The 21,446-nt window shown below is 73.4% G+C and carries 25 protein-coding genes and 1 pseudogene; 17 read left to right on the top strand and 9 right to left on the bottom strand.

What is annotated here, in order from left to right:
- Positions 1–53: 53 nt before the first annotated feature.
- The 3 genes from mshB to ABD126_RS05455 are packed head-to-tail and all read left to right on the top strand — an operon-like array spanning position 54 to position 1,994.
- Complete coding sequence (gene mshB, locus ABD126_RS05465; RefSeq protein WP_343932516.1) at positions 54–893, top strand: N-acetyl-1-D-myo-inositol-2-amino-2-deoxy-alpha-D-glucopyranoside deacetylase; 840 nt, start codon at positions 54–56, stop codon at positions 891–893.
- On the top strand, positions 890–1,279 hold the full coding sequence (locus ABD126_RS05460; RefSeq protein WP_343932515.1) for a hypothetical protein: 390 nt from the start codon (positions 890–892) through the stop codon (positions 1,277–1,279). Before mshB ends, ABD126_RS05460 begins: the two co-directional genes overlap by 4 nt.
- The gene (locus tag ABD126_RS05455; RefSeq protein WP_343932514.1) at positions 1,263–1,994 is read left to right on the top strand and encodes a hypothetical protein; all 732 of its coding nucleotides are present in this window, start codon (positions 1,263–1,265) and stop codon (positions 1,992–1,994) included. The genes ABD126_RS05460 and ABD126_RS05455 overlap by 17 nt, the downstream gene beginning before the upstream one ends.
- A 148-nt stretch (positions 1,995–2,142) precedes the next feature.
- Here ABD126_RS05455 and ABD126_RS05450 read toward each other — a convergent pair whose 3' ends face one another.
- Complete coding sequence (locus ABD126_RS05450; RefSeq protein WP_343932513.1) at positions 2,143–2,874, bottom strand: GNAT family N-acetyltransferase; 732 nt, start codon at positions 2,872–2,874, stop codon at positions 2,143–2,145.
- Between the two features lie 146 nt (positions 2,875–3,020).
- On the opposite strand from ABD126_RS05450, the gene fdxA reads away from it, so the two are divergent.
- From fdxA to ABD126_RS05435, 3 genes are read left to right on the top strand one after another with little or no spacing between them, the layout of a single operon-like run.
- Positions 3,021–3,347 carry a ferredoxin gene (fdxA, locus tag ABD126_RS05445; protein ID WP_033430540.1) on the top strand — a complete coding sequence of 109 codons (327 nt, stop codon included), beginning with the start codon at positions 3,021–3,023 and terminating at the stop codon, positions 3,345–3,347.
- Positions 3,344–4,429, top strand: coding sequence for a succinyldiaminopimelate transaminase (dapC, locus tag ABD126_RS05440; protein ID WP_343932512.1), 1,086 nt, complete (start codon positions 3,344–3,346; stop codon positions 4,427–4,429). The genes fdxA and dapC overlap by 4 nt, the downstream gene beginning before the upstream one ends.
- Positions 4,430–4,462: 33 nt before the next feature.
- Positions 4,463–4,996, top strand: coding sequence for a gamma carbonic anhydrase family protein (locus tag ABD126_RS05435; RefSeq protein WP_343932511.1), 534 nt, complete (start codon positions 4,463–4,465; stop codon positions 4,994–4,996).
- A 72-nt stretch (positions 4,997–5,068) separates the two neighbouring features.
- Here the strand turns inward: ABD126_RS05435 and dapD are convergent, their stop codons facing one another.
- Positions 5,069–6,043: a 2,3,4,5-tetrahydropyridine-2,6-dicarboxylate N-succinyltransferase gene (gene dapD, locus ABD126_RS05430; protein WP_343932510.1), complete on the bottom strand. Its 975-nt coding sequence runs from the start codon at positions 6,041–6,043 to the stop codon at positions 5,069–5,071.
- A 72-nt stretch (positions 6,044–6,115) separates the two neighbouring features.
- On the opposite strand from dapD, the gene dapE reads away from it, so the two are divergent.
- Genes dapE through ABD126_RS05415 form a run of 3 tightly spaced genes read left to right on the top strand, consistent with a single transcriptional unit; the run spans position 6,116 to position 8,509 of the window.
- Entirely contained in the window at positions 6,116–7,183 is a 1,068-nt protein-coding gene (dapE, locus tag ABD126_RS05425) for a succinyl-diaminopimelate desuccinylase (protein WP_343932509.1), read from the top strand.
- A 22-nt stretch (positions 7,184–7,205) separates the two neighbouring features.
- Positions 7,206–7,976 (top strand): LOG family protein, encoded by a 771-nt coding sequence (locus tag ABD126_RS05420; RefSeq protein ID WP_343932508.1) that lies wholly within the window; start codon positions 7,206–7,208, stop codon positions 7,974–7,976.
- Complete coding sequence (locus ABD126_RS05415) at positions 7,973–8,509, top strand: LOG family protein (RefSeq protein WP_343932507.1); 537 nt, start codon at positions 7,973–7,975, stop codon at positions 8,507–8,509. The genes ABD126_RS05420 and ABD126_RS05415 overlap by 4 nt, the downstream gene beginning before the upstream one ends.
- 21 nt (positions 8,510–8,530) lie before the next feature.
- Here ABD126_RS05415 and ABD126_RS05410 read toward each other — a convergent pair whose 3' ends face one another.
- Genes ABD126_RS05410 through ABD126_RS05400 form a run of 3 tightly spaced genes read right to left on the bottom strand, consistent with a single transcriptional unit; the run spans position 8,531 to position 11,456 of the window.
- Positions 8,531–9,571, bottom strand: a complete 1,041-nt coding sequence (locus tag ABD126_RS05410) for a DNA glycosylase AlkZ-like family protein (RefSeq protein ID WP_343932506.1) — start codon at positions 9,569–9,571, stop codon at positions 8,531–8,533.
- Entirely contained in the window at positions 9,564–9,929 is a 366-nt protein-coding gene (locus ABD126_RS05405; RefSeq protein ID WP_343932505.1) for a DUF3224 domain-containing protein, read from the bottom strand. The genes ABD126_RS05410 and ABD126_RS05405 overlap by 8 nt, the downstream gene beginning before the upstream one ends.
- Before the next feature lie 36 nt (positions 9,930–9,965).
- Positions 9,966–11,456, bottom strand: coding sequence for a CocE/NonD family hydrolase (locus tag ABD126_RS05400; protein WP_343932504.1), 1,491 nt, complete (start codon positions 11,454–11,456; stop codon positions 9,966–9,968).
- Between the two features lie 149 nt (positions 11,457–11,605).
- On the opposite strand from ABD126_RS05400, the gene folP reads away from it, so the two are divergent.
- Both folP and ABD126_RS05390 read left to right on the top strand, forming a co-directional pair.
- Complete coding sequence (gene folP / locus ABD126_RS05395; protein WP_425542741.1) at positions 11,606–12,469, top strand: dihydropteroate synthase; 864 nt, start codon at positions 11,606–11,608, stop codon at positions 12,467–12,469.
- The gene (locus ABD126_RS05390) at positions 12,466–13,353 is read left to right on the top strand and encodes a glucosyl-3-phosphoglycerate synthase (RefSeq protein ID WP_343932502.1); all 888 of its coding nucleotides are present in this window, start codon (positions 12,466–12,468) and stop codon (positions 13,351–13,353) included. Before folP ends, ABD126_RS05390 begins: the two co-directional genes overlap by 4 nt.
- Before the next feature lie 197 nt (positions 13,354–13,550).
- Here the strand turns inward: ABD126_RS05390 and ABD126_RS05385 are convergent.
- From ABD126_RS05385 to ABD126_RS05370, 4 genes and pseudogenes are all read right to left on the bottom strand, one after another.
- Positions 13,551–13,973: pseudogene (locus ABD126_RS05385) on the bottom strand (ATP-binding cassette domain-containing protein); the annotation flags it as partial.
- 740 nt (positions 13,974–14,713) lie between these two features.
- Positions 14,714–16,210: a thiol reductant ABC exporter subunit CydD gene (cydD, locus tag ABD126_RS05380; protein WP_343932501.1), complete on the bottom strand. Its 1,497-nt coding sequence runs from the start codon at positions 16,208–16,210 to the stop codon at positions 14,714–14,716.
- The gene (locus ABD126_RS05375) at positions 16,197–17,042 is read right to left on the bottom strand and encodes a cytochrome d ubiquinol oxidase subunit II (protein ID WP_343932500.1); all 846 of its coding nucleotides are present in this window, start codon (positions 17,040–17,042) and stop codon (positions 16,197–16,199) included. Before ABD126_RS05375 ends, cydD begins: the two co-directional genes overlap by 14 nt.
- Positions 17,043–17,057: 15 nt before the next feature.
- Positions 17,058–18,221, bottom strand: a complete 1,164-nt coding sequence (locus ABD126_RS05370; protein WP_343932499.1) for a cytochrome ubiquinol oxidase subunit I — start codon at positions 18,219–18,221, stop codon at positions 17,058–17,060.
- A gap of 89 nt (positions 18,222–18,310) precedes the next feature.
- On the opposite strand from ABD126_RS05370, the gene ABD126_RS05365 reads away from it, so the two are divergent.
- Genes ABD126_RS05365 through ABD126_RS05340 form a run of 6 tightly spaced genes read left to right on the top strand, consistent with a single transcriptional unit; the run spans position 18,311 to position 21,284 of the window.
- Positions 18,311–18,649 (top strand): PadR family transcriptional regulator, encoded by a 339-nt coding sequence (locus ABD126_RS05365; protein ID WP_343932498.1) that lies wholly within the window; start codon positions 18,311–18,313, stop codon positions 18,647–18,649.
- Positions 18,646–19,311 carry a permease prefix domain 1-containing protein gene (locus ABD126_RS05360; RefSeq protein ID WP_343932497.1) on the top strand — a complete coding sequence of 222 codons (666 nt, stop codon included), beginning with the start codon at positions 18,646–18,648 and terminating at the stop codon, positions 19,309–19,311. The genes ABD126_RS05365 and ABD126_RS05360 overlap by 4 nt, the downstream gene beginning before the upstream one ends.
- 1 nt (position 19,312) lies before the next feature.
- On the top strand, positions 19,313–19,978 hold the full coding sequence (locus ABD126_RS05355) for a permease prefix domain 1-containing protein (RefSeq protein WP_343932496.1): 666 nt from the start codon (positions 19,313–19,315) through the stop codon (positions 19,976–19,978).
- Between the two features lie 58 nt (positions 19,979–20,036).
- Entirely contained in the window at positions 20,037–20,348 is a 312-nt protein-coding gene (locus tag ABD126_RS05350) for a DivIVA domain-containing protein (RefSeq protein WP_343932495.1), read from the top strand.
- A complete protein-coding gene (locus ABD126_RS05345; protein WP_343932494.1) occupies positions 20,335–20,745 on the top strand; it encodes an SRPBCC family protein in 411 nt (136 codons plus the stop codon). The genes ABD126_RS05350 and ABD126_RS05345 overlap by 14 nt, the downstream gene beginning before the upstream one ends.
- Complete coding sequence (locus ABD126_RS05340) at positions 20,742–21,284, top strand: DNA-3-methyladenine glycosylase I (RefSeq protein ID WP_343932493.1); 543 nt, start codon at positions 20,742–20,744, stop codon at positions 21,282–21,284. Before ABD126_RS05345 ends, ABD126_RS05340 begins: the two co-directional genes overlap by 4 nt.
- Positions 21,285–21,446: the final 162 nt, after the last annotated feature.

The following is a 21,446-nucleotide window of genomic DNA, read 5'->3' as shown; positions in this document are numbered from 1 at the left end:
TCGTCGGGGCCGCCGGTTTCCGGCGGCCCCGACGCTGTCTCTACGCTGATCCGGTGACGCTGACTGCTCCACCACGGTTGCTGCTGGTACACGCACACCCCGACGACGAGAGCCTGTGGACGGGCGGCACCATCGCCCGCTACGCGGCGAACGGCGTGCACGTCACCGTGGTCACCTGCACCCTCGGCGAGGAGGGCGAGATCATCCCGCCCGCACTGCGCGAACTGGCCGCCGACGCGGCCGACCAGCTCGGCGGCTACCGGGTGGCCGAACTGAGATCCGCGTGCGCCGCGCTCGGCGTGACCGACCACCGGTTCCTGGGCGGCATCGGCCGCTGGCGCGACTCCGGCATGGCGGGCGTCGCCGCCAACGACCACCCCCGTGCGTTCATCCGGGGGTCGGTGGACGAGCAGGCCGCCGAACTGGCCGCGATCATCGCCTCGGTCAAGCCGCAGGTCGTCGTGACCTACGACGAGAACGGCGGCTACGGCCACCCCGACCACATTCGCGCGCACGACATCACCCTGGCCGCGACGAGCGAGTCCTCCGAGGTCGAACGCGTGTTCTACGCGGTGACCTCGCGCGACGCGACCGCGGCGGGCGTGCGGGCGCTCGCGGAGCTGCCGGACCTGCCGTGGCGGCTGCCGTCGGACGGCGAGCTGCCGGTGGTGGACGACGCGGCCATCACGACGGTGGTCGACGTCTCGGACCACCTGGTGGCGAAGATGCGGGCGTTGCGCGCACACTCCACGCAGGTCAGCGTGCTGTCCGACGGGTCGGCGTACGCGCTGTCCAACGGCATCGCGCAGCCCGTGGTGCAGGCCGAGTACTACGTGCTGGCGCGCGGCTCCGCTTCCGGTGCGGAGGCGGACCTGTTCGGAGGCCTGGATTGAGGGACCGGTTGGCGATCGCGGCGTTCGTCGTCCAGGCGTTCGTGCTGGCGGTGCTGGAGCTGTTCTTCCTGCCGCTGCGCCTGGACGGGACGTTGCTGCCCAAGGTCGCCGACTACCCGTTCCCCGTCGCGGTCCTCGTCGCGATCATCACGACCCCGCTGCTGGTGATGGGGGCGGCGTCCTACGCGCGCCGCCCGCTGGCCGCCGCCGCGCCGCTGCTGGTGTGGCTGGTGACGTTGCTGGTGCTCGGCGTGTTCGGGCCGGGCGGGGACGCGATGCTGGTGAACGACTGGCGGACGCTGCTGCTGTTCGCGGGCGGGATGCTGCCCAGCGCGGTGGCGGTGGGGGCGTTCATGGGGAGGCAGGCCCGTGCCGGCGATCAGTGACCGGGACGTGGTGCGGGCCCTGCGCCCGTTCGTCCGCGCGACCGGGCCGCTGCTGGACACGCTGCGCACGGCCCAGCTGTCGGCCCTGCGCGACCGGTCGTTGGAACGCGACGCGGACCGCCGGGCGGTGGACCGGTTGTGGGACCAGCTCGCGAAGGTGAAGGCGCCCGGGACGGCGGCGTGGACGGCGATGGGGGTCGCCGAGCGGGACGCGTGGTGGCTGAACCGGGTGGGGCGGCTGGTGTCGCTGCTGGCGGCGCTGCCCGGGGTGGGCGGCGCGCTGGCGGACCGGTTGCCGATCCAGTCGGCGTTGGGCGCGGCGGGGCAGGGGTTGGTGCTGTCGGCGCTGGCGGGTGAGCACGGGTTCGGGTCGGTCGAGAACCGGGTGCGGCTGCTGGCGTTCGTGTTGTTCCAGCGGACGGTCGACGGGCGGGTGGTGGACGCCTCGGCGGAGGACCGGGAGACGGCGGAGCTGACGTCGGAGCTGGGGCAGCGGTCCGGGTTGCGGGGGATCGGGCGGACGGTGTGGAAGCTCGCCAAGGTGCTGTGGGCCTTGGAGGACGAGCTGGACAAGCGACCGCAGGGGCGGTTCTACCACCAGGCGCTGGGGATGCTGCCGGTGGTCGGGGTGGTGGGCGACTACTTCGGCGAGCGGTCGGCCTTGAAGCGGGTGCAGCGGGCCGCCTACGAGTGGTTCGCCACGGCGGGCGGCTAGCGGGCCGGCGGGCAGCGGGCGGGCAGCGGGTTGTCGTGCGGCTGGCGGGCGCGGGCTGGCGGGCAGCCGCGGGCGGCCTCGGCAGCGGCAGGCGGCGAGGCGCGCGGTGGGTAGCAACGCCGGGCGGGCAGCGCTGGGTAGCGCTGCTCTACGCCGGCACCCAGTACCGGTACTGGTGGTGCTCGACGCAGCCCAGCGACGCGTACAGCCGCAACGCCGGCTCGTTGTGCTCCGCCACCTGCAACGCACACCGCGTCGCCCCGCGCTCCAGCCCCCAAGCCGCCAGCGCGCCCATCAACGCCCGCGCCGCACCCGTCCGCCGGGCCGACTCCACCACCGCCAGCCGCGCGATGTGCAGCAGGTCGCCCACCACCGCCCCGCGCACCGCCGCGACCACCACCCCCTCCCGCCGAACCTCGCCGAACCCGACCACGTGCCCGCTACCCAGTACATGCCGCTGGGCCGCCGTCGGGTTGTCCTGGGCCGTCAGGTTCCACCATTCGGGAGAAGGCAAGGGGAGAACGGCCACTCCTTCGGACTTCGGACAGGCGAACTCGCTCAGCGCACCCGTCAGCACGTACGACGATGCGCCACCCGGGTGATCATGGTCGACCCGCCAGCCCGCCCCCGCCACGGCCGACTCCGAAGCCGAACCCACCACCACGTGGGCCGCCGGCTTGATCGCGTGCGCCGCCGCGAAGGTGATCACCCGCTCCAGCGCCGCGGGCACCGGAACGCCCGGGTCGCCTGTGGTCAGGGCGCTGTTGGCCCGCCCGGTGAAGCCGTCGGCCGCGCGCAGGCGCCACTGGCCCAGGGGTTCGTCGACGAGCGCCGGCCACGCGTCCGCGCACCGCTGCTCCAACTCGGTGACCGAATCCATGCACGCATCGTCCCTTCTGCTGGTAAACGGTGTTCTGTGAGCTGAAGCACGGTGTCGATAAGGCAAGCCTGACCGTTGGACAATCGGATCCGCCGCGTACTCTCCGGCTTGCGCGGTGTGGACCAGAACAAGAGCAGGAGAGCGCAGTGACCTATGTGATCGCCCAGCCGTGCGTGGACGTGCTCGACAAGGCGTGCATCGAAGAGTGCCCCGTCGACTGCATCTACGAAGGCGACCGGATGCTCTACATCCACCCGGATGAGTGCGTCGACTGTGGTGCTTGCGAGCCGGTGTGCCCGGTTGAGGCCATCTACTACGAGGACGACGTCCCGGACGAGTGGAAGGAGTACACCAAGGCGAACGTGGACTTCTTCGACGAGCTCGGCTCCCCGGGCGGCGCCTCGAAGGTGGGCAAGGTCAGCGCCGACCCCGCGTTCGTGAAGGCTCTCCCGCCGCAGGCGTCGCACGAGTGACCAAGCGGCTCCCGGACTTCCCCTGGGACTCCCTGGCCGACCACGCCGCCAAGGCGCGCGCGCACCCCGGCGGCGTGGTCGACCTGTCCATCGGGACCCCCGTGGACGAGGTCCCGGACCTGATCCAGCGGGCCCTGGCGAGCGTCGCCGACCAGCCCGGTTACCCGACCACGCACGGCACGCCGGAGCTGCGCGGGTCGGTCGTCGGCGCGCTCGCGCGCCGGCACGGCGTGACCGGGCTGGACCCGGAGGACGTGCTGCCCACCATCGGGTCGAAGGAGCTGGTGGCCTGGCTGCCGACGCTGCTCGGCCTCGGGCCGGGTGACGTCGTGGCCATCCCGGCCCTGGCGTACCCGACCTACGAGGTGGGCGCGAAGCTCGCGGGCGCGACCCCGGTCCGCCTGGCCGACGGCGAACCGCCGCCCGAGGGCACCCGCCTGGTGTGGCTGAACTCGCCGTCCAACCCGACCGGCCGCGTCCAGGACGCCGCCACGCTCGCCCAAGCGGTCCGGGACGCCCGGGACGTCGGCGCCGTGGTCGCGTCGGACGAGTGCTACCTGGCGCTGCCGTGGGAGGCCGAACCGGTCTCCGTGCTGCGGCCCGAGGTCAACGGCGGCGCGCTGGACGGGCTGCTCGCGGTGCACTCGCTGTCCAAGACGTCGAGCCTCGCGGGTTACCGGGCGGGGTTCGTCACCGGCGACCCGGCCCTGGTCGCGGCGCTGCTGGAGGTCCGCAAGCACGCGGGGATGATCGTGCCCCGGCCGGTGCAGGCGGCCATGACGGCGGCGCTGGACGACGACGCGCACGTGGCCGCGCAGCGGGAGCGCTACCGCGCCCGCCGCGAGGTCCTGCTGCCCGCGTTGAAGTCGGCGGGCTTCTCCGTCGACCACTCGGAGGCTGGGCTGTACCTGTGGTCCACGCGCGACGAGGACGCGTGGGACACCGTGGGCTGGCTCGCCGAACGCGGCATCCTGGCCGCACCGGGCACGTTCTACGGCCCGACCGGCGACCGGCACGTGCGGATCGCCCTGACGGCGACCGACGAGCGGGTCGCGCGGGCGGCCGAGCGCCTGGCGGGCTGAGGTCGGCGTGCCCGGCGGAGATTACTGTTGGGTATGCCGATCTACTCGTTTGAAGGCAAGACGCCCGTCGTGCACCCGAGCGCGTGGATCGCGCCGACCGCCACCCTGATCGGGGACGTGACCGTCGAGGCGGGCGCGTCCGTCTGGTACGGCGTCGTCATCCGCGCCGACTTCGGCCCGGTGGTCATCCGCGAGGGCGCGAACGTGCAGGACAACACCGTCATCCACGTCCAGCGGGGCGTCGAGGTCGGCAAGGGCGCGACCATCGGGCACCTGTGCGTCGTGCACGACTGCACGGTCGGCGCGGGCGCGTTGATCGGCAACGGGGCCACCGTGCAGGACGGCGCGGTCATCGGGGAGCGGGCGTTGATCGCCGCCGGGGCGATGGTCGGGCCCGGCAGCGTCGTGCCGCCCGAGGTGGTGGCGATGGGCGTGCCGGCCAAGCGGCAGGTGCCGCTGGAGGGCGCGCCGAAGATGTGGGTGGACCACAACGCGGCCATCTACCAGGCGTTGGCGCAGCGGCACGCGGCCGGGATCGAGGAGGCCGCGGCCGGCGGCGGAAGCTGAGCACCGGCACCACGGCCGGCGAAAAAGACCGGCCGGGGGCCGCGGGCGAAGGCGCCGCGGCCCCCCGGGGGGTCAGTCGTTGGAGTGCAGGGCCGCGTTCAGCTCGATGCCGGTGCCCTTGCGCGGCAGGACCTTGACCACGCCGGTCGTCGAGTCGCGGATGAACAGCAGGTTCGGCGTGCCGGACAGGGCCGCGCCCTTCACGACCGTGCCGTCCGGGCCGGTGATCTTCGTGCCGGCCGTGACGTACAGGCCCGCCTCCACCACGCAGTCGTCGCCCAGCGAGATGCCGACGCCGCCGTTCGCGCCGATCAGGCACCGCTCGCCGATGGAGATGACCTCCTTGCCGCCGCCGGACAGCGTGCCCATCACCGACGCGCCGCCGCCGACGTCCGAGCCGTCGCCCACGACGACGCCCGCGGAGATCCGGCCCTCGACCATCGACGCGCCCAGCGTGCCCGCGTTGAAGTTCACGAAGCCCTCGTGCATGACGGTCGTGCCCGCCGCGAGGTGCGCGCCCAGGCGGACGCGGTCGGCGTCGGCGATCCGCACGCCGGTCGGCACGACGTAGTCCACCATCCGGGGGAACTTGTCGACGCCGTAGACGGTGACCGGGCCGCGCGTGCGCAGCCGCAGGCGGGTCTCCTCGAACCCGTCCACCGCGCACGGGCCGTGGTTGGTCCACACGACGTTGTTGAGCAGGCCGAACACGCCGTCGAGGTTCGCGCCGTGCGGCTGGACCAGGCGCGTGGACAGCAGGTGCAGGCGCAGGTAGACGTCGTAGGTGTCGGCCGGCGCGTCGGCCAGCGAGCCGATCCCCACCCGCACGCCGACGACCTCGACATCGCGTTCGGCGTCCACGCCGAGCTGCTTCGCGGCGGCCTCGCCCAGCGCTTCGGCGACCTCGGCGGCCGACAGGCGGTGCGTGCCCGCGACGTCGGGCGCGCCCAGCGACGGCGACGGGAACCACGTGTCCAGCACGGCGCCGGAAGGGGTGACGGTGGCGAGTCCGACGCCGTACGCGCCGGTCGGGTTCTCGGTGCTCACGGGCGTCAACGGTAATCGGTCCGGGCAACGCCACCCGAAGTGGGCAACCGGCACGCGGTAACGTGCCGAAGCGTGGCCGACACCTTGAACCTCGCTGCCGATCCCGTCGAGCTGACCGCCGCGCTGGTGGACGTGCCCAGCGTGTCCGGGGACGAAGCGGAGCTGGCCGACCTGGTCGAACGGTCCCTGCGCGCGCAGACCGCGCTGGAGGTCGTCCGCCTGGGCAACTGCGTCCTGGCCCGCACGAACCTGGGCCGGCCGAAGCGGGTCGTGCTGGCCGGCCACCTGGACACCGTCCCCGTGAACGACAACCTGCCCTCGCGGCTGGACGGCGACCTCCTGCACGGCCTCGGCACGTGCGACATGAAGGGCGGCGACGCGGTCATGCTCAGCCTGGCCGCCACGATCGAGGACCCCGTCCACGACCTGACCTTCGTGTTCTACGACTGCGAAGAGGTCGAGGCGGTGCGCAACGGCCTCAACCGCATCGAGCGCGAGCTGCCCGAGTGGCTCAAGGCGGACCTCGCCATCGTGTGCGAGCCGTCGAACGCGATCATCGAGGCCGGCTGCCAGGGCACCATGCGCATCGAGGTGCGCGCCAAGGGCGTCCGGGCCCACACCGCGCGCGGCTGGATGGGCGTCAACGCCATTCACGCGATCGGGGACGCCCTGCGCCGGCTGGAGACCTACGAGCCGCGCCACGTCGACATCGACGGCTGCGTCTACCGCGAAGGCCTCCAGGCCGTCAAGGTCGAGGGCGGGGTCGCGGGCAACGTCGTGCCGGACGCCGCCGTGCTCACCGTCAACCACCGGTTCGCCCCGGACCGCTCGCCCGAGCAGGCCGAGCAGCACCTGCGCGAGGTGTTCGCCGGCTACGAGGTCGTGGTCACCGACTTCTCCGCCGGCGCGCTGCCCGGCCTGCACACCGAGGCCGCGCAGGAGCTGGTGCGGGCCGCCGGCGGCACCCCGGTGGCCAAGCTCGGCTGGACCGACGTGGCGCGCTTCGCCGCGCTCGGCGTCCCGGCGGTCAACTTCGGCCCCGGCGACCCGCTGCTCGCCCACACCCAGCAGGAACACGTGCCGGTGAACGACGTCCGGCGGTGCCGCGAAGTGTTGTGGCGGTTCCTGAGCCGGGGGTGAGACCCGCACTACACTCGCGCCAATGAGTGAGCACAACGGCGTCGACGAGCACCCCAAGGAGAAGCAGCGCGGACCGGTCGTCCTGCGCCGCGGGCGTCGTGAGGAGCTGACCACCACCGACCAGCGGTTGCTGGACTCGCGCGGCCCGAGCGACTGGGTGCACACCGACCCGTGGCGCGTGCTGCGCATCCAGGCCGAGTTCGTCGAGGGCTTCGGCGCGCTGGCCGAGGTGCCCAGCGCGGTCACCGTGTTCGGCTCCGCCCGCACCGGCCGCGACCACCCGGAGTACGAGACCGGCCGCAAGCTGGGCGGCGCGCTCGCCGACGCCGGGTTCGCCGTGATCACCGGCGGCGGTCCGGGCGCGATGGAGGCGGTCAACCGGGGCTGCTCGGAGGCGGGCGGGTTCTCCATCGGGCTGGGCATCGAGCTGCCGTTCGAGCAGGGCCTGAACCCGTGGGTGGACCTGGGGGTGAACTTCCGCTACTTCTTCGTCCGCAAGACCATGTTCATCAAGTACTCCCAGGCGTTCATCTGCCTGCCCGGCGGGTTCGGCACGCTGGACGAGCTGTTCGAGGCGCTGACCCTGGTGCAGACCAAGAAGGTCACCAAGTTCCCGGTGGTGCTGTTCGGCAGCGACTACTGGCAGGGCCTGTACGACTGGGTGGAGCGCTCGGTGCTGGGCGGCGGGAAGATCGGCGAGAAGGACCTCGCGCTGCTGCACGTCACCGACGACATCGACGACGCCGTCCGCGTGGTCCAGGATGCGCACAAGGCGTGGGGCGAGGCGCATTGACCGCTGTCACCGTCTACTGCGGGTCGTTGCGGACGGTTCCGCGGAGCTACCTGGACCTCGCGGCGGAGGTGGGCAGGCAGATCGCCGCGCGCGGCTGGTCGCTGACCTGGGGCGGCGGCCGGACGTCCATGATGGGCGCGCTGGCCGACGCCGCCCGCGCCGGCGGCGCCCGCACGACCGGCGTGATCCCGCGGGCGCTGGTGGACCGGGAGTGGGCGGACCGCGAGGCCGACGACCTGCTCCTGGTGGACACCATGCGCGACCGCAAGGCGCTGATGGAGGCGCACGGGGACGCGTTCCTGGCGCTGCCCGGTGGGATCGGCACGTGCGAGGAGCTGTTCGAGGTGTGGACCTCGCGGGTGCTCGCCATGCACGGCAAACCCGTGGTGCTGCTGGACGTGGACGGCCACTACCGGGGCCTGCTGGAGTGGCTGGCGGACCTGCACTCGCGCGGTTTCGTGTCCCGCTTCGCGCTGGACTCGCTGGTGGTGACCGACGACGTGACGGCCGCCCTCGACGCCTGCGGCGCCTGATCGCCGCGACGCGGCCCAGCGCTACTTGAGCCGGGCGCTGTCCAAGCCCCTGGCGAGAGCCAGCCGCCGAGCCTCCTCCTCGAACCGTCCGAGGTCGAGCGGCGCGAACGGCGACAGCGTCACGTCCAGCCGCTTGCCGGACGTCTTCGCGCGCCAGGTGCCGAGGATCTCGCCGTCCACCATGATCGCGCCCGGCCGGCCGAGGATGCGCCAGACCTCCTTCTGGTGCGCCTTGTCCGGCACGAGCAGGTCCCGGTCGCGCGCGCCCAGGTACGGGTCGAGCGGCGGCAGGAGGCGGGCGACATCGGGTTCGGGCGGGTTCTCGAACGCGCTCACCCGGTCCGCCGGCAGGAACCTCCCGCGCGCCACCTCGACCAGGTCCTCCGGCCACACCGCCTTCACGTCCTTCACCGGCGCGCCGAAGTAGGCGGCGACCTCGGACGGTCCGGCGGGGCCGTGCAGGGCGAGGTAGTCGTGCGCCAGCACCTCGAAACCGTTGGTGCGCTGCGGGATGCGCCGGCCCTTGATCGGCACGAACGTCACGGTCTTCGCGGTGGGGTCGAACCGGAGCCCGGCGGGCAGCACGGCGACGCGGAAGACCGGGTCGTGCACGTGGGTCGCCCCGCAGCCCCGGCACCACCCGGTCACCCCGGGCGGGACCAGCGGTGTCAGGCGGGTGGAGGCCTCGCCTTTGGTCATCGGCCCGTCCACCACCGACTTCAACGCCTCCACCACCGACCGGAAGACGTCCAGCGGCGCTGCCACCTTCGGCCGGTTCATCCGGGCCAGGGCGTCGGCGTCGCTCAACGGCCACAGCGCGGCGGCCAGCGCGGGCAGGGCCTTCGGCCGGTGCCAGTGCGGCGCGCCCCGGACCGACCACGTCAGGGTGAACGCGCTCAGGTCCGGCACCTCGGGCAGCCGGGCCGCGAGCGCGGGCAGCGCCGACCGCTCCGAGTCCTGGACGCCCAGGTCGAAGACCCGCAACGCGGCCGGGTCGGTCGTGCCGCGGTCGAACTGATGGGCCGCGACCCGGTAGGCGAGGACCCGCGCCCGGTCACTCAAAGCGGTAGTCCAGTTCGATCAGCTCGTGCGCCATCCGCACGGTGCCGGTGATGCCCGCCAGCTCGCCGGTGCCGGACCCGGGCACGACGTGCCCGAAGCGGTCGGCGCCGGCGGCCCCGACGACCCCGCCGTGCTGGAAGACGAACGACCCCGTCCGCCCTTCCAGCACGCCGGTGAACCTCTCGGTGCCCACGTACCCGGCCCGGTCCTCAGCGGGTTGGCACGTGGTCAGCTCGGCGGTGCTGGTGCCCTCCATCGGTCCGCTGTAGCGCTTGTCCACGGCGACCCGGCCGATCTTCGGCGCGGTCTCGTCGACGGTCGTCTCGTCCCAGCGGGTGATGGTGAACTTCGATTCCATGCGGACCATGCTGGCAGGAGTACCTGCCACCTGCTGTCAGGATTGCGGGACCTTCAGCCAGGAGTCCGATCCGAAGCTGACCGACCCGCCGAGCCTGCTCTCGCTGCCGTAGCGGGCGTCCACGGAGTCCACGACCAGCACCAGCCGGTTGCCCGGGGCCACGTCCCAGACCGTCGGTTCGAGGTCGAGGTCCAGCGTGCGGGTGCCCGCGCCGCGCAGCGTCACCGGCTTGTGCGTGACCAGCGCGCCCAGGCCGAGGGCGTTGACCTCGTACAGGTAGGCGAACAGCGACGTCGTCTCGGCGCTGGTGGTGACGGTGAGGTGGGCGCGGGGCGTGCCGCTGACCGTCGTGCCGCCCCAGTGGACCGGTCCGTGCCAGACGCCGGACGCGATCCGGTCGACCAGCGGGATGGAGACGCCGGTCGGGATGTTGAGGAAGCCCTGCAACGCGCCGCTGACGATGACCGTGCCGGACTCGGCGATGGTGGGCCAGCCGGTGGTGTTCCAGTCCGAGGACAGGGCGATCGTGGACGTCTTGGCGGTGGCCGCCGCCCACGACGGGTAGGACCGCCACGCGCCCCCGTTGTTCGGCTTGACCTGGACCGCGCCCTCGCGGTTGATGCCGTTGTCGAGCCCCTTGAGGTGGTGGTCGAACCAGCGGCCCACGGACGCCCAGATCTCGTTGGGCAACCCGGCCGCGCCGAACAGCTCGGCCGTCGCGTGGTCGCCCGGGGACAGCATCAGCCGCTTGGGACCGGAGAGCTGCGCGAAGAAGTCGGTGACCTGGCCGGGCGGGAAGAGGCCGTCGTTCCAGGCGTTGCCGATCAGCACGGCGGCCTTGATGGCGGACACCTTGGACGCGGGCGAGCGCGGGGGCGAGATGGGCAGGACGTCCTCGAACCGGTCCTCCCGGTAGGCGGCCTCCGCCTCGCGCAGGACGGGACCGGGTCGCCCGGTGAGGTGGCCCGCCGCGAGCAGCAGTTCGACGGCCTGCTTGCTCACCGTCTCGTTCGGGTAGAGCGACCGGGCCAGGTCGGTCCACGTGCTCAACGCGGCGACGGCCTTGATCCGGGGGTCCGCGGCGGCGGCCAGCAGCGACTGCCCCGCGCCGTAGGAGATGCCCCCGACGCCGACCTTGGCCGCGTCACCGCCGGCGTTCGCCACACCCCAGTCGATCACCCGGCTGACGTCGGCGATCGTGTCGGGACCGGCGACGTCGATCTCGCCGGCGGAGTCCCAGAACCCGCGGCTGGTGTAGCTGATCACGGTGTAACCGGACTCGTAGGCGAGCTTGGCGGCGGCGCCGACGTACTCGATGTTGTTGACCCCCCAGCTGGAGGGGAGGACGAGCAGGGGGAACGGCCCGCTGCCGCGCCCGGTCGGTTCGACCACGAACGCCTTGAGCGGCGTGCCGCCCTGGCCGGGGATGGTCTCGTAGCGCACGGCGAAGCCCGGGGCGGCCTGGGCGGGTGGCGCCAGGACCAGACCTGTTATCGCGACTAGCAGCAGGATGAGTGTCCGGCGCACGTGGTCCTCCTTGACCGTGACCTGGATCACGCAGGGTGTTACCGGCGAGTAAACGGGGTGGTACTGACCAGTAGCAATGGTGTGTGACGCAGTTCACCCGGTTGACCTGCGGAAAGCTGGTCGTCCGAGCTGGTGGCACGATGGCCGGCATGCTCCGGTTCGGATCGCGTGACGTGCCCCAGGACCGCGCGCTGGTGATGGCGATCGTCAACCGGACGCGCGATTCCTTCTACGACCAGGGGGCGACCTTCTCCGACGACGCCGCCATGCGGGCCGTCGACCGGGCCGTGGCCGACGGGGCCGACATCGTCGACATCGGCGGGGTCAAGGCGGGGTCCAAGGGCGAGCACGTCGACACCGACGAGGAGGTCCGCCGGGTCGTGCCGTTCGTCGCGGCCGTCCGCGAGCGGCACCCCGACCTGGTGATCAGCGTCGACACCTGGCGACACGAGGTGGGGCGCGCGGTGTGCCGGGAAGGGGCCGACCTGATCAACGACACCTGGGCCGGGGCCGACCCGCTCCTGGCCGAGGTCGCCGCCGAGTTCGGCGCGGGCATCGTCTGCTCGCACACCGGCGGGCTGCCGCCGCGCACCGATCCCCACCGCGTCCGGTACGAGGACGTGGTCGCCGCCGTCGCCGGGGAACTCGTGGCGCGGGCCGAGCGGATGGTGGCGGTCGGGGTGCCCCGCGAGGGGGTGCTGATCGACCCCACCCACGACTTCGGCAAGAACACCTGGCACGGGCTGGAGCTGCTGCGGCGGCTCGACGAGCTGGTCGGCACCGGGTGGCCGGTGCTGATGGCCCTGTCGAACAAGGACTTCGTGGGCGAGACGCTGGACGCCTCCGTCGCCGACCGGGTGGACGGGACGTTGGCCGCGACCTCCGTGGCCGCGTGGCTCGGGGCGAAGGTGTTCCGCGCGCACCAGGTGAAGCGGACGCGGCACGTGGTGGAGATGGTGGCGGGCATCGCGGGGACGCGTCCGCCGGCGAGGGTGCTGCGGGCGTTGGCGTGATCGACAACACCTGGCAGCGTCCACAGTGGAGTGCAGTGGAGCTGCTGCGGCGCAAGGGGTCCCGCACGGTCAGCGTCGTGCTGCCCGCGTTGGACGAGGAAGCCACCGTGGGGGCGGTCGTCGCCGCTGTGCGCCCGTTGGTCGGTGGGTTGGTGGACGAGCTGGTCGTCGTGGACTCCGGGTCCGTCGACCGGACGGTCGAGGTGGCGGCGTCGGCCGGGGCGCGGGTGGTGCGGCGGACCGACGTGCTGCCGGACGTGCCGCCGTGGCCGGGCAAGGGCGAGGTGCTGTGGCGGTCGCTCGCGGCGACCTCCGGCGACCTCGTGGTGTTCCTCGACTCCGACCTGGTGGACCCCGACCCGGGGTACGTGCCGGCGCTGCTCGGGCCGTTGCTGACCCGGGACGTGCACCTGGTGAAGGGCTTCTACCGGCGTCCGCTGGGGCGGGGCGGCACCGGCGGCGGGCGGGTCACCGAGCTGGCCGCGCGGCCGTTGCTCAACGCGTTGCGGCCGGAGTTGGCCGGGGTCGTGCAGCCGCTGGGCGGTGAGTACGCGGGCACGCGGGAGTTCCTGGAGTCCGTGCCGTTCGCCGCCGGGTACGGGGTCGAGGTCGGGTTGCTGCTCGACGCCTTCGACCGGTACGGCGCCGACGGGATCGCCCAGGTCAACCTGGGTGTCCGCCGGCACCGCAACCGGCCGCTGGACGAGCTGGGGCCGATGTCGAGTCAGGTGGTGGGGACCGTGCTGCGCCGGCTGGGCGTGCCGGTCGCGTCGAACACGTTGACCACGTTCGTGCCGGTCGCCGACGAGTGGCTGTCCAAGCCGGTGGACGTGCTGATGGCCGACCGGCCGCCGATGCGCTCGGTGCTCCACCGGTCGCGGTAGTAGCCCTCGGTCGCGACCAGTTCGGCGTGGGTGCCGCGTTGGGTGACCCGGCCGTCCTCGATGACGACGATGTGGTCGAAGTCCCGCAGCGGGGCCAGTCGGTGCGTCACGAGGACGACCTTGCCGCGGGCGGCGTCGAGCACTTGCCGCAGGACCCGGTCGCCGTGCTCGACGGTCAGGCCTTCCACGGGCTCGTCCAGCAGCAGGACGTCCGGGTCGGCCAGCAGGGCGCGGGCCAGGAACAGGCGTTGGCGCTGGCCGCCGGACAGCTTCGCCGCGGCGTCCCAGTCGACGTCCAGGTCGGCGACGCGGGCCACCCGGTCCAGTTCGGCCCGGGTGGCGTCCGGCTTGGCGAACAGGACGTTCTCCCGGACCGTGCGCTCGAACACGTGGGCGTCGTCCAGCACGCCCTTCGCCCCGTGCTTCTCGGCGATCGCCCGCAGGAGCGTGCTCTTGCCCGCGCCACTGGGCCCCACGACGCCGATGCGGTGGTAGGGCGTGACATCGATGATCGGCTCAGCCGGTGTGTGCTCGGACCGCGCGGCGAGCACTTCCCGCACCCGGGACACCGAACCGCGGACCTCCGCCCACTTCTGGGCGGCGTTGGTCAGCGGCACCATCACCTCCAGCACGGCGACCGCCCCGAGCACGACGTGCGCGGGCGAGCCCTGGACCAGCAGCAGGACCGCGAACCCGAACTGCGCCGCCACCGCCACTCCGGCCAGCGCCGCCGCCGGGAACGTCCCGCGGCGCTCGCGCCCGGCCAGGTCGTCCACGACCGCGTCGGCCCGCCGGAGTTCGCGGTCCAGCGCCCCGAACGCCCTCAGCTCGGCCGCGCCCTCCCGCAGCGTCACGGTCCGCTCCGCCAGCTCGGCCCGCAGGGGAGCCAACGCCCGCGAGTGCCGGTCCGCCAAGGCGAAGGCCGCCAGGGGGAGGACCAGCCCGACCACGACCACGCCGAGAGCCAGTCGGGGCACCACCGCGACCGCCGCCACGCCGACGAGCGCGGCCACGCAGGCCGGCAGCAGGCACCGCAACACCGCGTCCTGAAGAGCGTCCACATCGGACACCAGCCGGGTCAGGGCGTCCCCGCCGCGCAACGGCCGGCGCAGCAGCGACTCGTACACCCGCCCCCGGACCTCGACCATGGCCTTCAGCACGGCCTCGTGCCCGGCCAACCGCTCGGCGTAGCGCAGGCCGCCGCGGGCCACGGCCAGCGTCCGCACGGCGACGATGGCCACCGCCAGCGCGGACATCGGCGGTTGCTCGGCGGCCCGCACGACCAGCCACACGGCGGTCGTCACGAGTCCGATCCCGGCGAGTTCCGCCGCCACCCCGACGACGACCGCCACCAGCAGCCTCATCGCAGTTCCACCACCCGGTCCACCTCGTCGAGCAGGGCCGGGCGGTGGGCGACGACCAGGGTCGTGCGCCCGCGCGAGAAGTCCCGCGCCACCCGCAGCACGGTGTCCTCGGTCCGGCCGTCCAGCCGCGAGGTCGGCTCGTCCAGCAGCAGCACGCGCGCCGAGTCCCGCACCAGCGCCCGCGCCAGCGCCACCCGTTGCCGCTCGCCGGCCGAGAGCGGGTGCCGTGCCGCCACGAGATCCCCCAGCCCGACCGCCCGCGCGGCCGTCACCACGTCGGCCCCCTCGGCGCCCAGCGCGATGTTCTCCCCGACCGTGCCGGGGAACAGCGTCGGCCGTTGCGGCACCCAGGCCAGTTGCCGCAGCCACGCGGCCCGGTCCAGGTCCCGCAGGTCCACGCCGTCCACCAGCACCCGGCCCGCGCACGGCTCGACCTCGCCCAGCAGCACCGCCAGCAGGCTGCTCTTGCCCACCCCGCTCGGCCCGACCAGCGCCACCCGTTCACCGGGCGACAGCGTCAGCGACACCCCGTCCAGGGCGAGCCCGTCGCGGCCCGGGTAGCGCACCGACACCCGGTCGCACTCGATGGTCGCGATCCGCAGGTCCGGCGGACGCCGCCCCACGACCTCCGCCCGCGGCCTGGCGGCGAACGCCTGCTCCAGCACGGCCAACCCCTCGGCGCTCGCGTGGAACTGCGCGCCCGCCGCCCGCAGCGGCAGGTACGCCTCCGGCGCGAGGAGCAGCACCAACAGCGCCACGTGCAGGGTCACCCCGCCGTGCAGCAGCCGCAGCCCGACCGGCACCGCCACCAGCGCCACCGACAGCGTCGCCACCAACTCCAGCACCAGCGCCGACAGGAACGCCACGCGCAACGTCCGCATGGTGGCGGAGGCGTGCGCGCCGGCCATCGCCCGCACCGTCCCGGCCTGCGCGGCGGCCCGGCCGAACAGCCGCAGCGTCCCCAGCCCGCGCACGACGTCCAGGAAGTGCCCGCCGACCTCCGCCAGGCCCTCCCACTGCCGCCGCGTGCGCTCCCGCGTGTGCATGCCGACCAGCGCGGCGAACACCGGCACCAGCGGCAGCGTCACGGCGATCGTCAGGGCGGCGGTCCAGTCGGCGAACGACAGCCGGACCAGCACCGCCACCGGCACCGTCACCGACACCACGAGCTGCGGCAGGTACCCGGCCAGGTACGGCTCGATGGCGTCCAGGCCCTTGACCACCAGCGTGGTGACGGCCCCGGTCGAACCCGTCCCGTGGCGCAGCACCCGCTTGCGCAGAGCCGCCTTCACCGAGGCCGCTTCCCGTTGTGCCACAACGCGCCCGAGCCACCCGAAGACACCCCGCGCGGCCACGACCGCGACCAGCACCGACAGCCCGCCGCCACCGGCGAGCACGGTGGCCAACGCCTCGGCCTGCGCGAGCACCAGGCCCGCCGTCACGACCCCCAGCAGGGCCAGCGCGACGACGTACCGCCGGTCAGCGTGCCGCACGGGACAGTCTCCACGTCGCCCACTGGAACACCAGCACCAGCGGCAGCACGACCGCCGCCACCCAGCCCAACGCCTGCAACGTCGGCGTGTGCGACATCACCCCGGGCGTCACCACGCCCCGCGCGCCGAACACCGCGAGCGCCGGCGCCGCGCACACCACCGCCGTGCCCGCGAACGCCATCCGGAAAGCCCGCGCGCGCAACGCGAACCACGCCCCGGCCAAGGCCGCCAGCACCACGACCGCACCGGCCAAGCCGACCGCGGGAGCCGCCACCGGACCGCGCAACAGCACCGCCGCCACCACGAACAAGGCCACCGGCGCGAACAACACCCGCGCCACCACGAGCACCCGCGCCCGGTCGTCGAGCCGCCAGGCCAGGAACACCGCGCCGTGCAACAGGAACACCGACACCAGGCCGAACGCCCACAGCACCGGCGGCCCGCCCAGGACGTCACCCAGCAGCACGCCCCAGCCGACCGCGACGACCAGCGCGCCGACCACCACGAACACGTCCCAGAACGGCCCGATCCGCAGCTGCACGGCCGCCGTGAACAGCACCAGACCCACCAGCACGGTCACGAACGGCACCCGGTGCCCGGACAGCAGTTCGCCCTCCAGCCGGGGGAACGCGCCGAACAGCACGCCCACCGCCGCGACCAGCCACACCTCGTTGCCCAGGAAGAACGGCGTCATCGCGCGCAGCGCCCGCGCCCGCTCCGGCTCGTCGCGCCCGACGAACCGGTACAGCAGCCCGACGCCGTAGTCGAAGCCGGCCAGCGCGAAGTAACCCGCCGTCAGCAGCCCGAGCAGGGCCACCCACACACCCTCCACGATCGAGAACCCCCTCTACAGAGCCGGGACCAGCGGGGAGACCGGGACGCTCGCCTCGACCGGGCCGCGCTTGGCCAGGCGGGCGATGAGCACCCAGTCCGCGACCGCGAGCACGGCGAACACGGCGGTGAAAGCGATGAAGGAGAACAACATCCCGTCCCGGGTCGCGTGCGACACCGCGTCCTCGGTGCGCAGCAGCCCGTAGACCAGCCACGGCTGGCGGCCCAGCTCGCGGTACAGCCAGCCGCCGATGGCCGCGATGAACGGCAGCGGGATGCCGACGACCATCAGGTACAGCGGGAACCTCAGCTTCACGACCCAGTCGCGGAACAGCAGCGGCACGGTGATCCAGCTCGCGAGCAGCAGCAGGAACCCGATCTGGATCATGAACCCGAGCCCCGCGCCACCCGCCGCGCCCGCCGCCTCGGTCTTGTCCGGCTGGTGCTCCCCGAGGATCGGGAACTGCGCGAAGCCCACGCCGACGACCGCCGGCGTCGCCAGGGCGGTGACGACCACGCCCAGTCGCAGCGACCGCCGGAAGAACTCGACCTCGGTCGTGCGCCGGATGAAGTGGAACGCGCTCACGCCCACCACGAACACGCCGCCGGCGGTCAGCGCGGCGAACACGACGTGCGTGACGGCCGTGCCGAACAGCGGGTTGCTCAACAGCGCGGAGAAGTCGACCAGGCGCAGGACGCCGTCGCGCTCCTCGTGGCCGACCGGGTGCTGGAGGAACGCGTTCGCCGTCATGATCCACAGGGCGGACGCGTAGGCGGTGAGGGTGACCAGCCAGATCAGGGCCAGGTGCACCCACTTGTTCAGCCGGTCCCAGCCGAAGATCCACAGGCCGAGGAACGTGGACTCCAGGAAGAACGCCACCAGCGTCTCGACGGCCAGCGGCGCGCCGAACACGTCGCCCGCGTAGTGCGACAGGCCCGACCAGTTCAGGCCGAACTGGAACTCCATGACGATGCCCGTCGCGATGCCCAGCGCGTAGTTGACGACGTAGAGCCGGCCCCAGAACCGGGTCATCCGCGCGTGCACGGGGTTGGCGGACAGCGTCGCCCGCGTCTGCATGACGGCGACCAGCGTGACCAGCCCGAGCGTGAGGAGCACGAACAGGAAGTGGAAGGAGGTGGTCACGGCGAACTGCAGCCGGGCCAGCCCGAGTGTGTCCATGGGTAGGGACGGTATATGTAGGCAGACAACATGTGAATCAGGGTTGTCCCCGATGTCTCCCCGGTCCACGACCCGTAGAGTGCCTACCTATGAAGCCCGACGCGCTGCGCGGCCACCTCGACGCGCTGTTGCTGGCCACGCTCGACGGCAGGCAGCTGCACGGTTACGCGATCATCGAGGCGTTGCAGCTCCGCAGCGGCGGGGCGCTCGACCTGCCCACCGGCACCGTCTACCCGGCGCTGCGCCGGCTGGAGACGGCCGGCCTGGTGAGCAGCGAGTGGAGCACCGTGGGGGGACGGCAGCGGCGCACGTACCGGCTGACCAAGGCCGGTCAGCGGGCGCTGGCGGCCGAGCGGACGGCGTGGCGGGAGTTCACCGCCGCGATCGAGGGAGTGCTGGGGGGCGGGCCGTGGCCGGAGCAGGCGTGATCGACGAGTACGTGACGGCGTTGGACCGGCGGCTGCGCGGCCCCGGCCCGCTCAAGGCGGACCTGCTCGCCGAGGCCCGCGACAGCCTGGACGACGCCGCCGCGGCCCTCGCCGACGGCGGCCTGGACCCGGCGGCGGCGCAGCGCAGGGCGGTGGCCGACTTCGGCCCGCTGCCGGTGATCGCCCGCGACTACCAGGGCCTGCTGGCGTTGGCGCACAGCGCGCGGACCCTGCGGACGGTGCTCGTGGTGGTGCCGCTGGTGCACGTGCTGTGGGAGCTGAACCGGCGGTTCTGGATGGGCGGGTGGCCGGACGGCGACGTCCCGCTGCCCGGCTGGTACCTGGTCGTGGCACGGGCCAACGACACGGTGGCGTGGGTCGTGGCGGGCGCGGTCCTGTTGGCCCTGGTCGCGGGCCGGGTGCTGGCCCGGCGCGGGGTGGGCACGACGACGCTGGCCCGGCTGGCGGGCGGGGTCGCCGTGGCCGCGGTCGCCGCGCCGCTGCTGGGCAGCCTGACCATCATCGCCGCCACGGCGAGCGTGGACGTGTCGCGGCTGCTGGGGCTCTCCCCACCGGTGGCCCTCGCGACCGTGGCGATGTACGCGGTCATGGCGCGGCTGGCCGTGCTGGCCCGCCGGTGCCTGGTCTTCTCGGCGGCCTGACGTGGACGTGATCGACGACTACGTGACCGCGCTCGGCCGTCGGCTGCGCGGACCGCGGCGGGCGGTCGCGGACCTGCTCACCGAGGCGCGCGACGGCCTGGAGGACGCGGCCGAGGCGCTGTCGGCCGCAGGGTTGCCCGACCGGGAGGCCCGCGCGCGAGCGGTCGCGGACTTCGGCCCGCTGCCGGTGGTCGCCCGCGACTACCAGAGCCTGCTCGCCCTGGCCCACGGCGCGCGCACCCTGCGGACGCTCCTGCTGCTGCCCCCGTTGGCCCACCTGATGTGGGAGCTGAACCGGGCCCTGTGGTTCGGGCTGTACTTCGGCGAGGGCACCCCGGTGCCCGGCTGGTACGTGCTGCTGGCCGCGGTCAACGACTCGACGGCGTGGGTCGTCGCCGGGGCGGCGCTGGGCGCGTTGCTGGTGGGGCGGCGGTTGACGCTGCGCGGGGTCGGGTCGTCGCGGCTGGCCAGGTGGGCGGGGCTGTGCGCGGCGGGCGGGGTGGTCGCCGTGGTGGCCGGGTACGTGGCGATCCTGGTGGGGACGGCGGTGCTGAGCCCGGGTGTCCTGCTCTTCTCCCCGCCGGTGGTGGCGGGGTCGCTGGTGTCGCTGGCGATGTGCGTGCGGCTGGGCGCGATGGCCCGCCGGTGCCTCGCGCTGGCGGCGTGAGCCGGCGGTTCTCCGGCGTTCACGGCGAACTGTCGTGGGTGTGTGTCACGATCGTCGCGTGACCAGCGCGCTCATCTACCTCCTCGTCATGGTCCTCGTGGCGGCGGTGGTGTTCCTGCTCGCCTCGCTCGTCTTCGGCCGCGGCGAGGAGTTGGCGCCGCTGCCGCCCGGCGCGTCGCCCACGCGGCTGCCCGCCGAGGACGTCACGGCCGACGACGTCCGGGGTCTCCAGTTCCAGCAGGTCTTCCGGGGCTACAAGATGACCGAGGTCGACTGGGCCGTCGAACGGCTGGCCACCGAGGTCGACCGCCTGCGCGCGCGCGTGGCCGAGCTGGAGGCCGCCCGGGAGGTCGAACGTGACCCGGCTTGAGCTGAGCGTCCGGGTGGACGCGCCCGCCGAGACGACGTGGGCGGCCGTGACCGACTGGGCGCGGCAGGGGGAGTGGATGCTGCTCACCCGGGTCCGCGTGGTCGGCGGTGACGGGCGCAGCGCCGGGTCGTCGCTGTCCGCGTTCACCGGCGTGGGCGGGGTCGGCTTCACCGACACCATGCGCATCACGGCCTGGGAGCCGCCCCACCGCTGCGCCGTCGAGCACACCGGCCGCCTGGTCCGCGGGACCGCCGAGTTCCGGGTGGTCGAGCGCGGGGCGGGCAGCGAGTTCGTGTGGTCGGAGGACGTGCCGTGGGCGCTGGCGCTGGCGTTCGCGCCGGGCGTGCGCTGGTCACTGCACAGGTTCGCTTCGTTCGCCCGGGAGTACCGCAGATGAACCGATGCCCGTGGGGCGTCAGCACACCGGACTACATCGAGTACCACGACACCGAGTGGGGCGTCGAGCTGCACGGGGACGTGGCCCTGTTCGAGCGGATGTGCCTGGAGTCCTTCCAGTCGGGGCTGGCGTGGATCACGATCCTGCGCAAGCGCGAGAACTTCCGCCGGGCCTTCGCGGGCTTCGAGCCGTCGGTGGTGGCGGAGTACGGCCAGGAGGACTTCGATCGCCTGATGGCGGACGCGGGCATCGTCCGGAACCGGGCGAAGATCACCGCGGCGATCCACAACGCCCGGTTGGTGTCGGACCTGGACGGCGGGTTGGACGAGCTGCTGTGGTCCTTCGCGCCGGAGGACCACGTGCGGCCGGCGACCATGGCCGACGTGCCGGCGGTGACCCCGGAGTCGAAGGCCATGGCGAAGGAGCTGAAGCGGCGCGGGTTCGTCTTCCTGGGGCCGACCACGTGCTACGCGCTGATGCAGGCGACGGGCATGGTCGACGACCACATCGCGACGTGCTTCCGGGCGACGGCCGCCTGACCAGCCCGCGCCGCCGAGCCTGCGCCGCTGAGCCCGCGCCGCCCACCCCGCGCCGCTGAGCCTGCGCCGCTGAGCCTGCGCCGCTGAGCCTGCGCCGCTGAGCCTGCGCCGCTGAGCCTGCGCCGCTGAGCCTGCGCCGCTGAGCCTGCGCCGCTGAGCCTC

Origin of the sequence: Saccharothrix mutabilis subsp. mutabilis, from assembly GCF_039521145.1 — a bacterium.
In the GTDB taxonomy this organism is placed as follows: Bacteria; Actinomycetota; Actinomycetes; order Mycobacteriales; family Pseudonocardiaceae; genus Actinosynnema; species Actinosynnema mutabilis.
This window is presented reverse-complemented; position numbering and strand designations above follow the sequence as displayed.

What these genes read in the sequence shown, in the direction of transcription:
- ABD126_RS05450 (WP_343932513.1), bottom strand. Translation starts at nt 2,874, where the DNA reads ATGGATTCGGTCACCGAGTTGGAGCAGCGGTGCGCGGACGCGTGGCCG.
- ABD126_RS05435 (WP_343932511.1), top strand. Translation starts at nt 4,463, where the DNA reads ATGCCGATCTACTCGTTTGAAGGCAAGACGCCCGTCGTGCACCCGAGC.
- ABD126_RS05420 (WP_343932508.1), top strand. Translation starts at nt 7,206, where the DNA reads ATGAGTGAGCACAACGGCGTCGACGAGCACCCCAAGGAGAAGCAGCGC.
- ABD126_RS05405 (WP_343932505.1), bottom strand. Translation starts at nt 9,929, where the DNA reads ATGGAATCGAAGTTCACCATCACCCGCTGGGACGAGACGACCGTCGAC.
- folP (WP_425542741.1), top strand. Translation starts at nt 11,606, where the DNA reads ATGCTCCGGTTCGGATCGCGTGACGTGCCCCAGGACCGCGCGCTGGTG.
- ABD126_RS05370 (WP_343932499.1), bottom strand. Translation starts at nt 18,221, where the DNA reads ATGGACACACTCGGGCTGGCCCGGCTGCAGTTCGCCGTGACCACCTCC.
- ABD126_RS05365 (WP_343932498.1), top strand. Translation starts at nt 18,311, where the DNA reads ATGAAGCCCGACGCGCTGCGCGGCCACCTCGACGCGCTGTTGCTGGCC.
- ABD126_RS05340 (WP_343932493.1), top strand. Translation starts at nt 20,742, where the DNA reads ATGAACCGATGCCCGTGGGGCGTCAGCACACCGGACTACATCGAGTAC.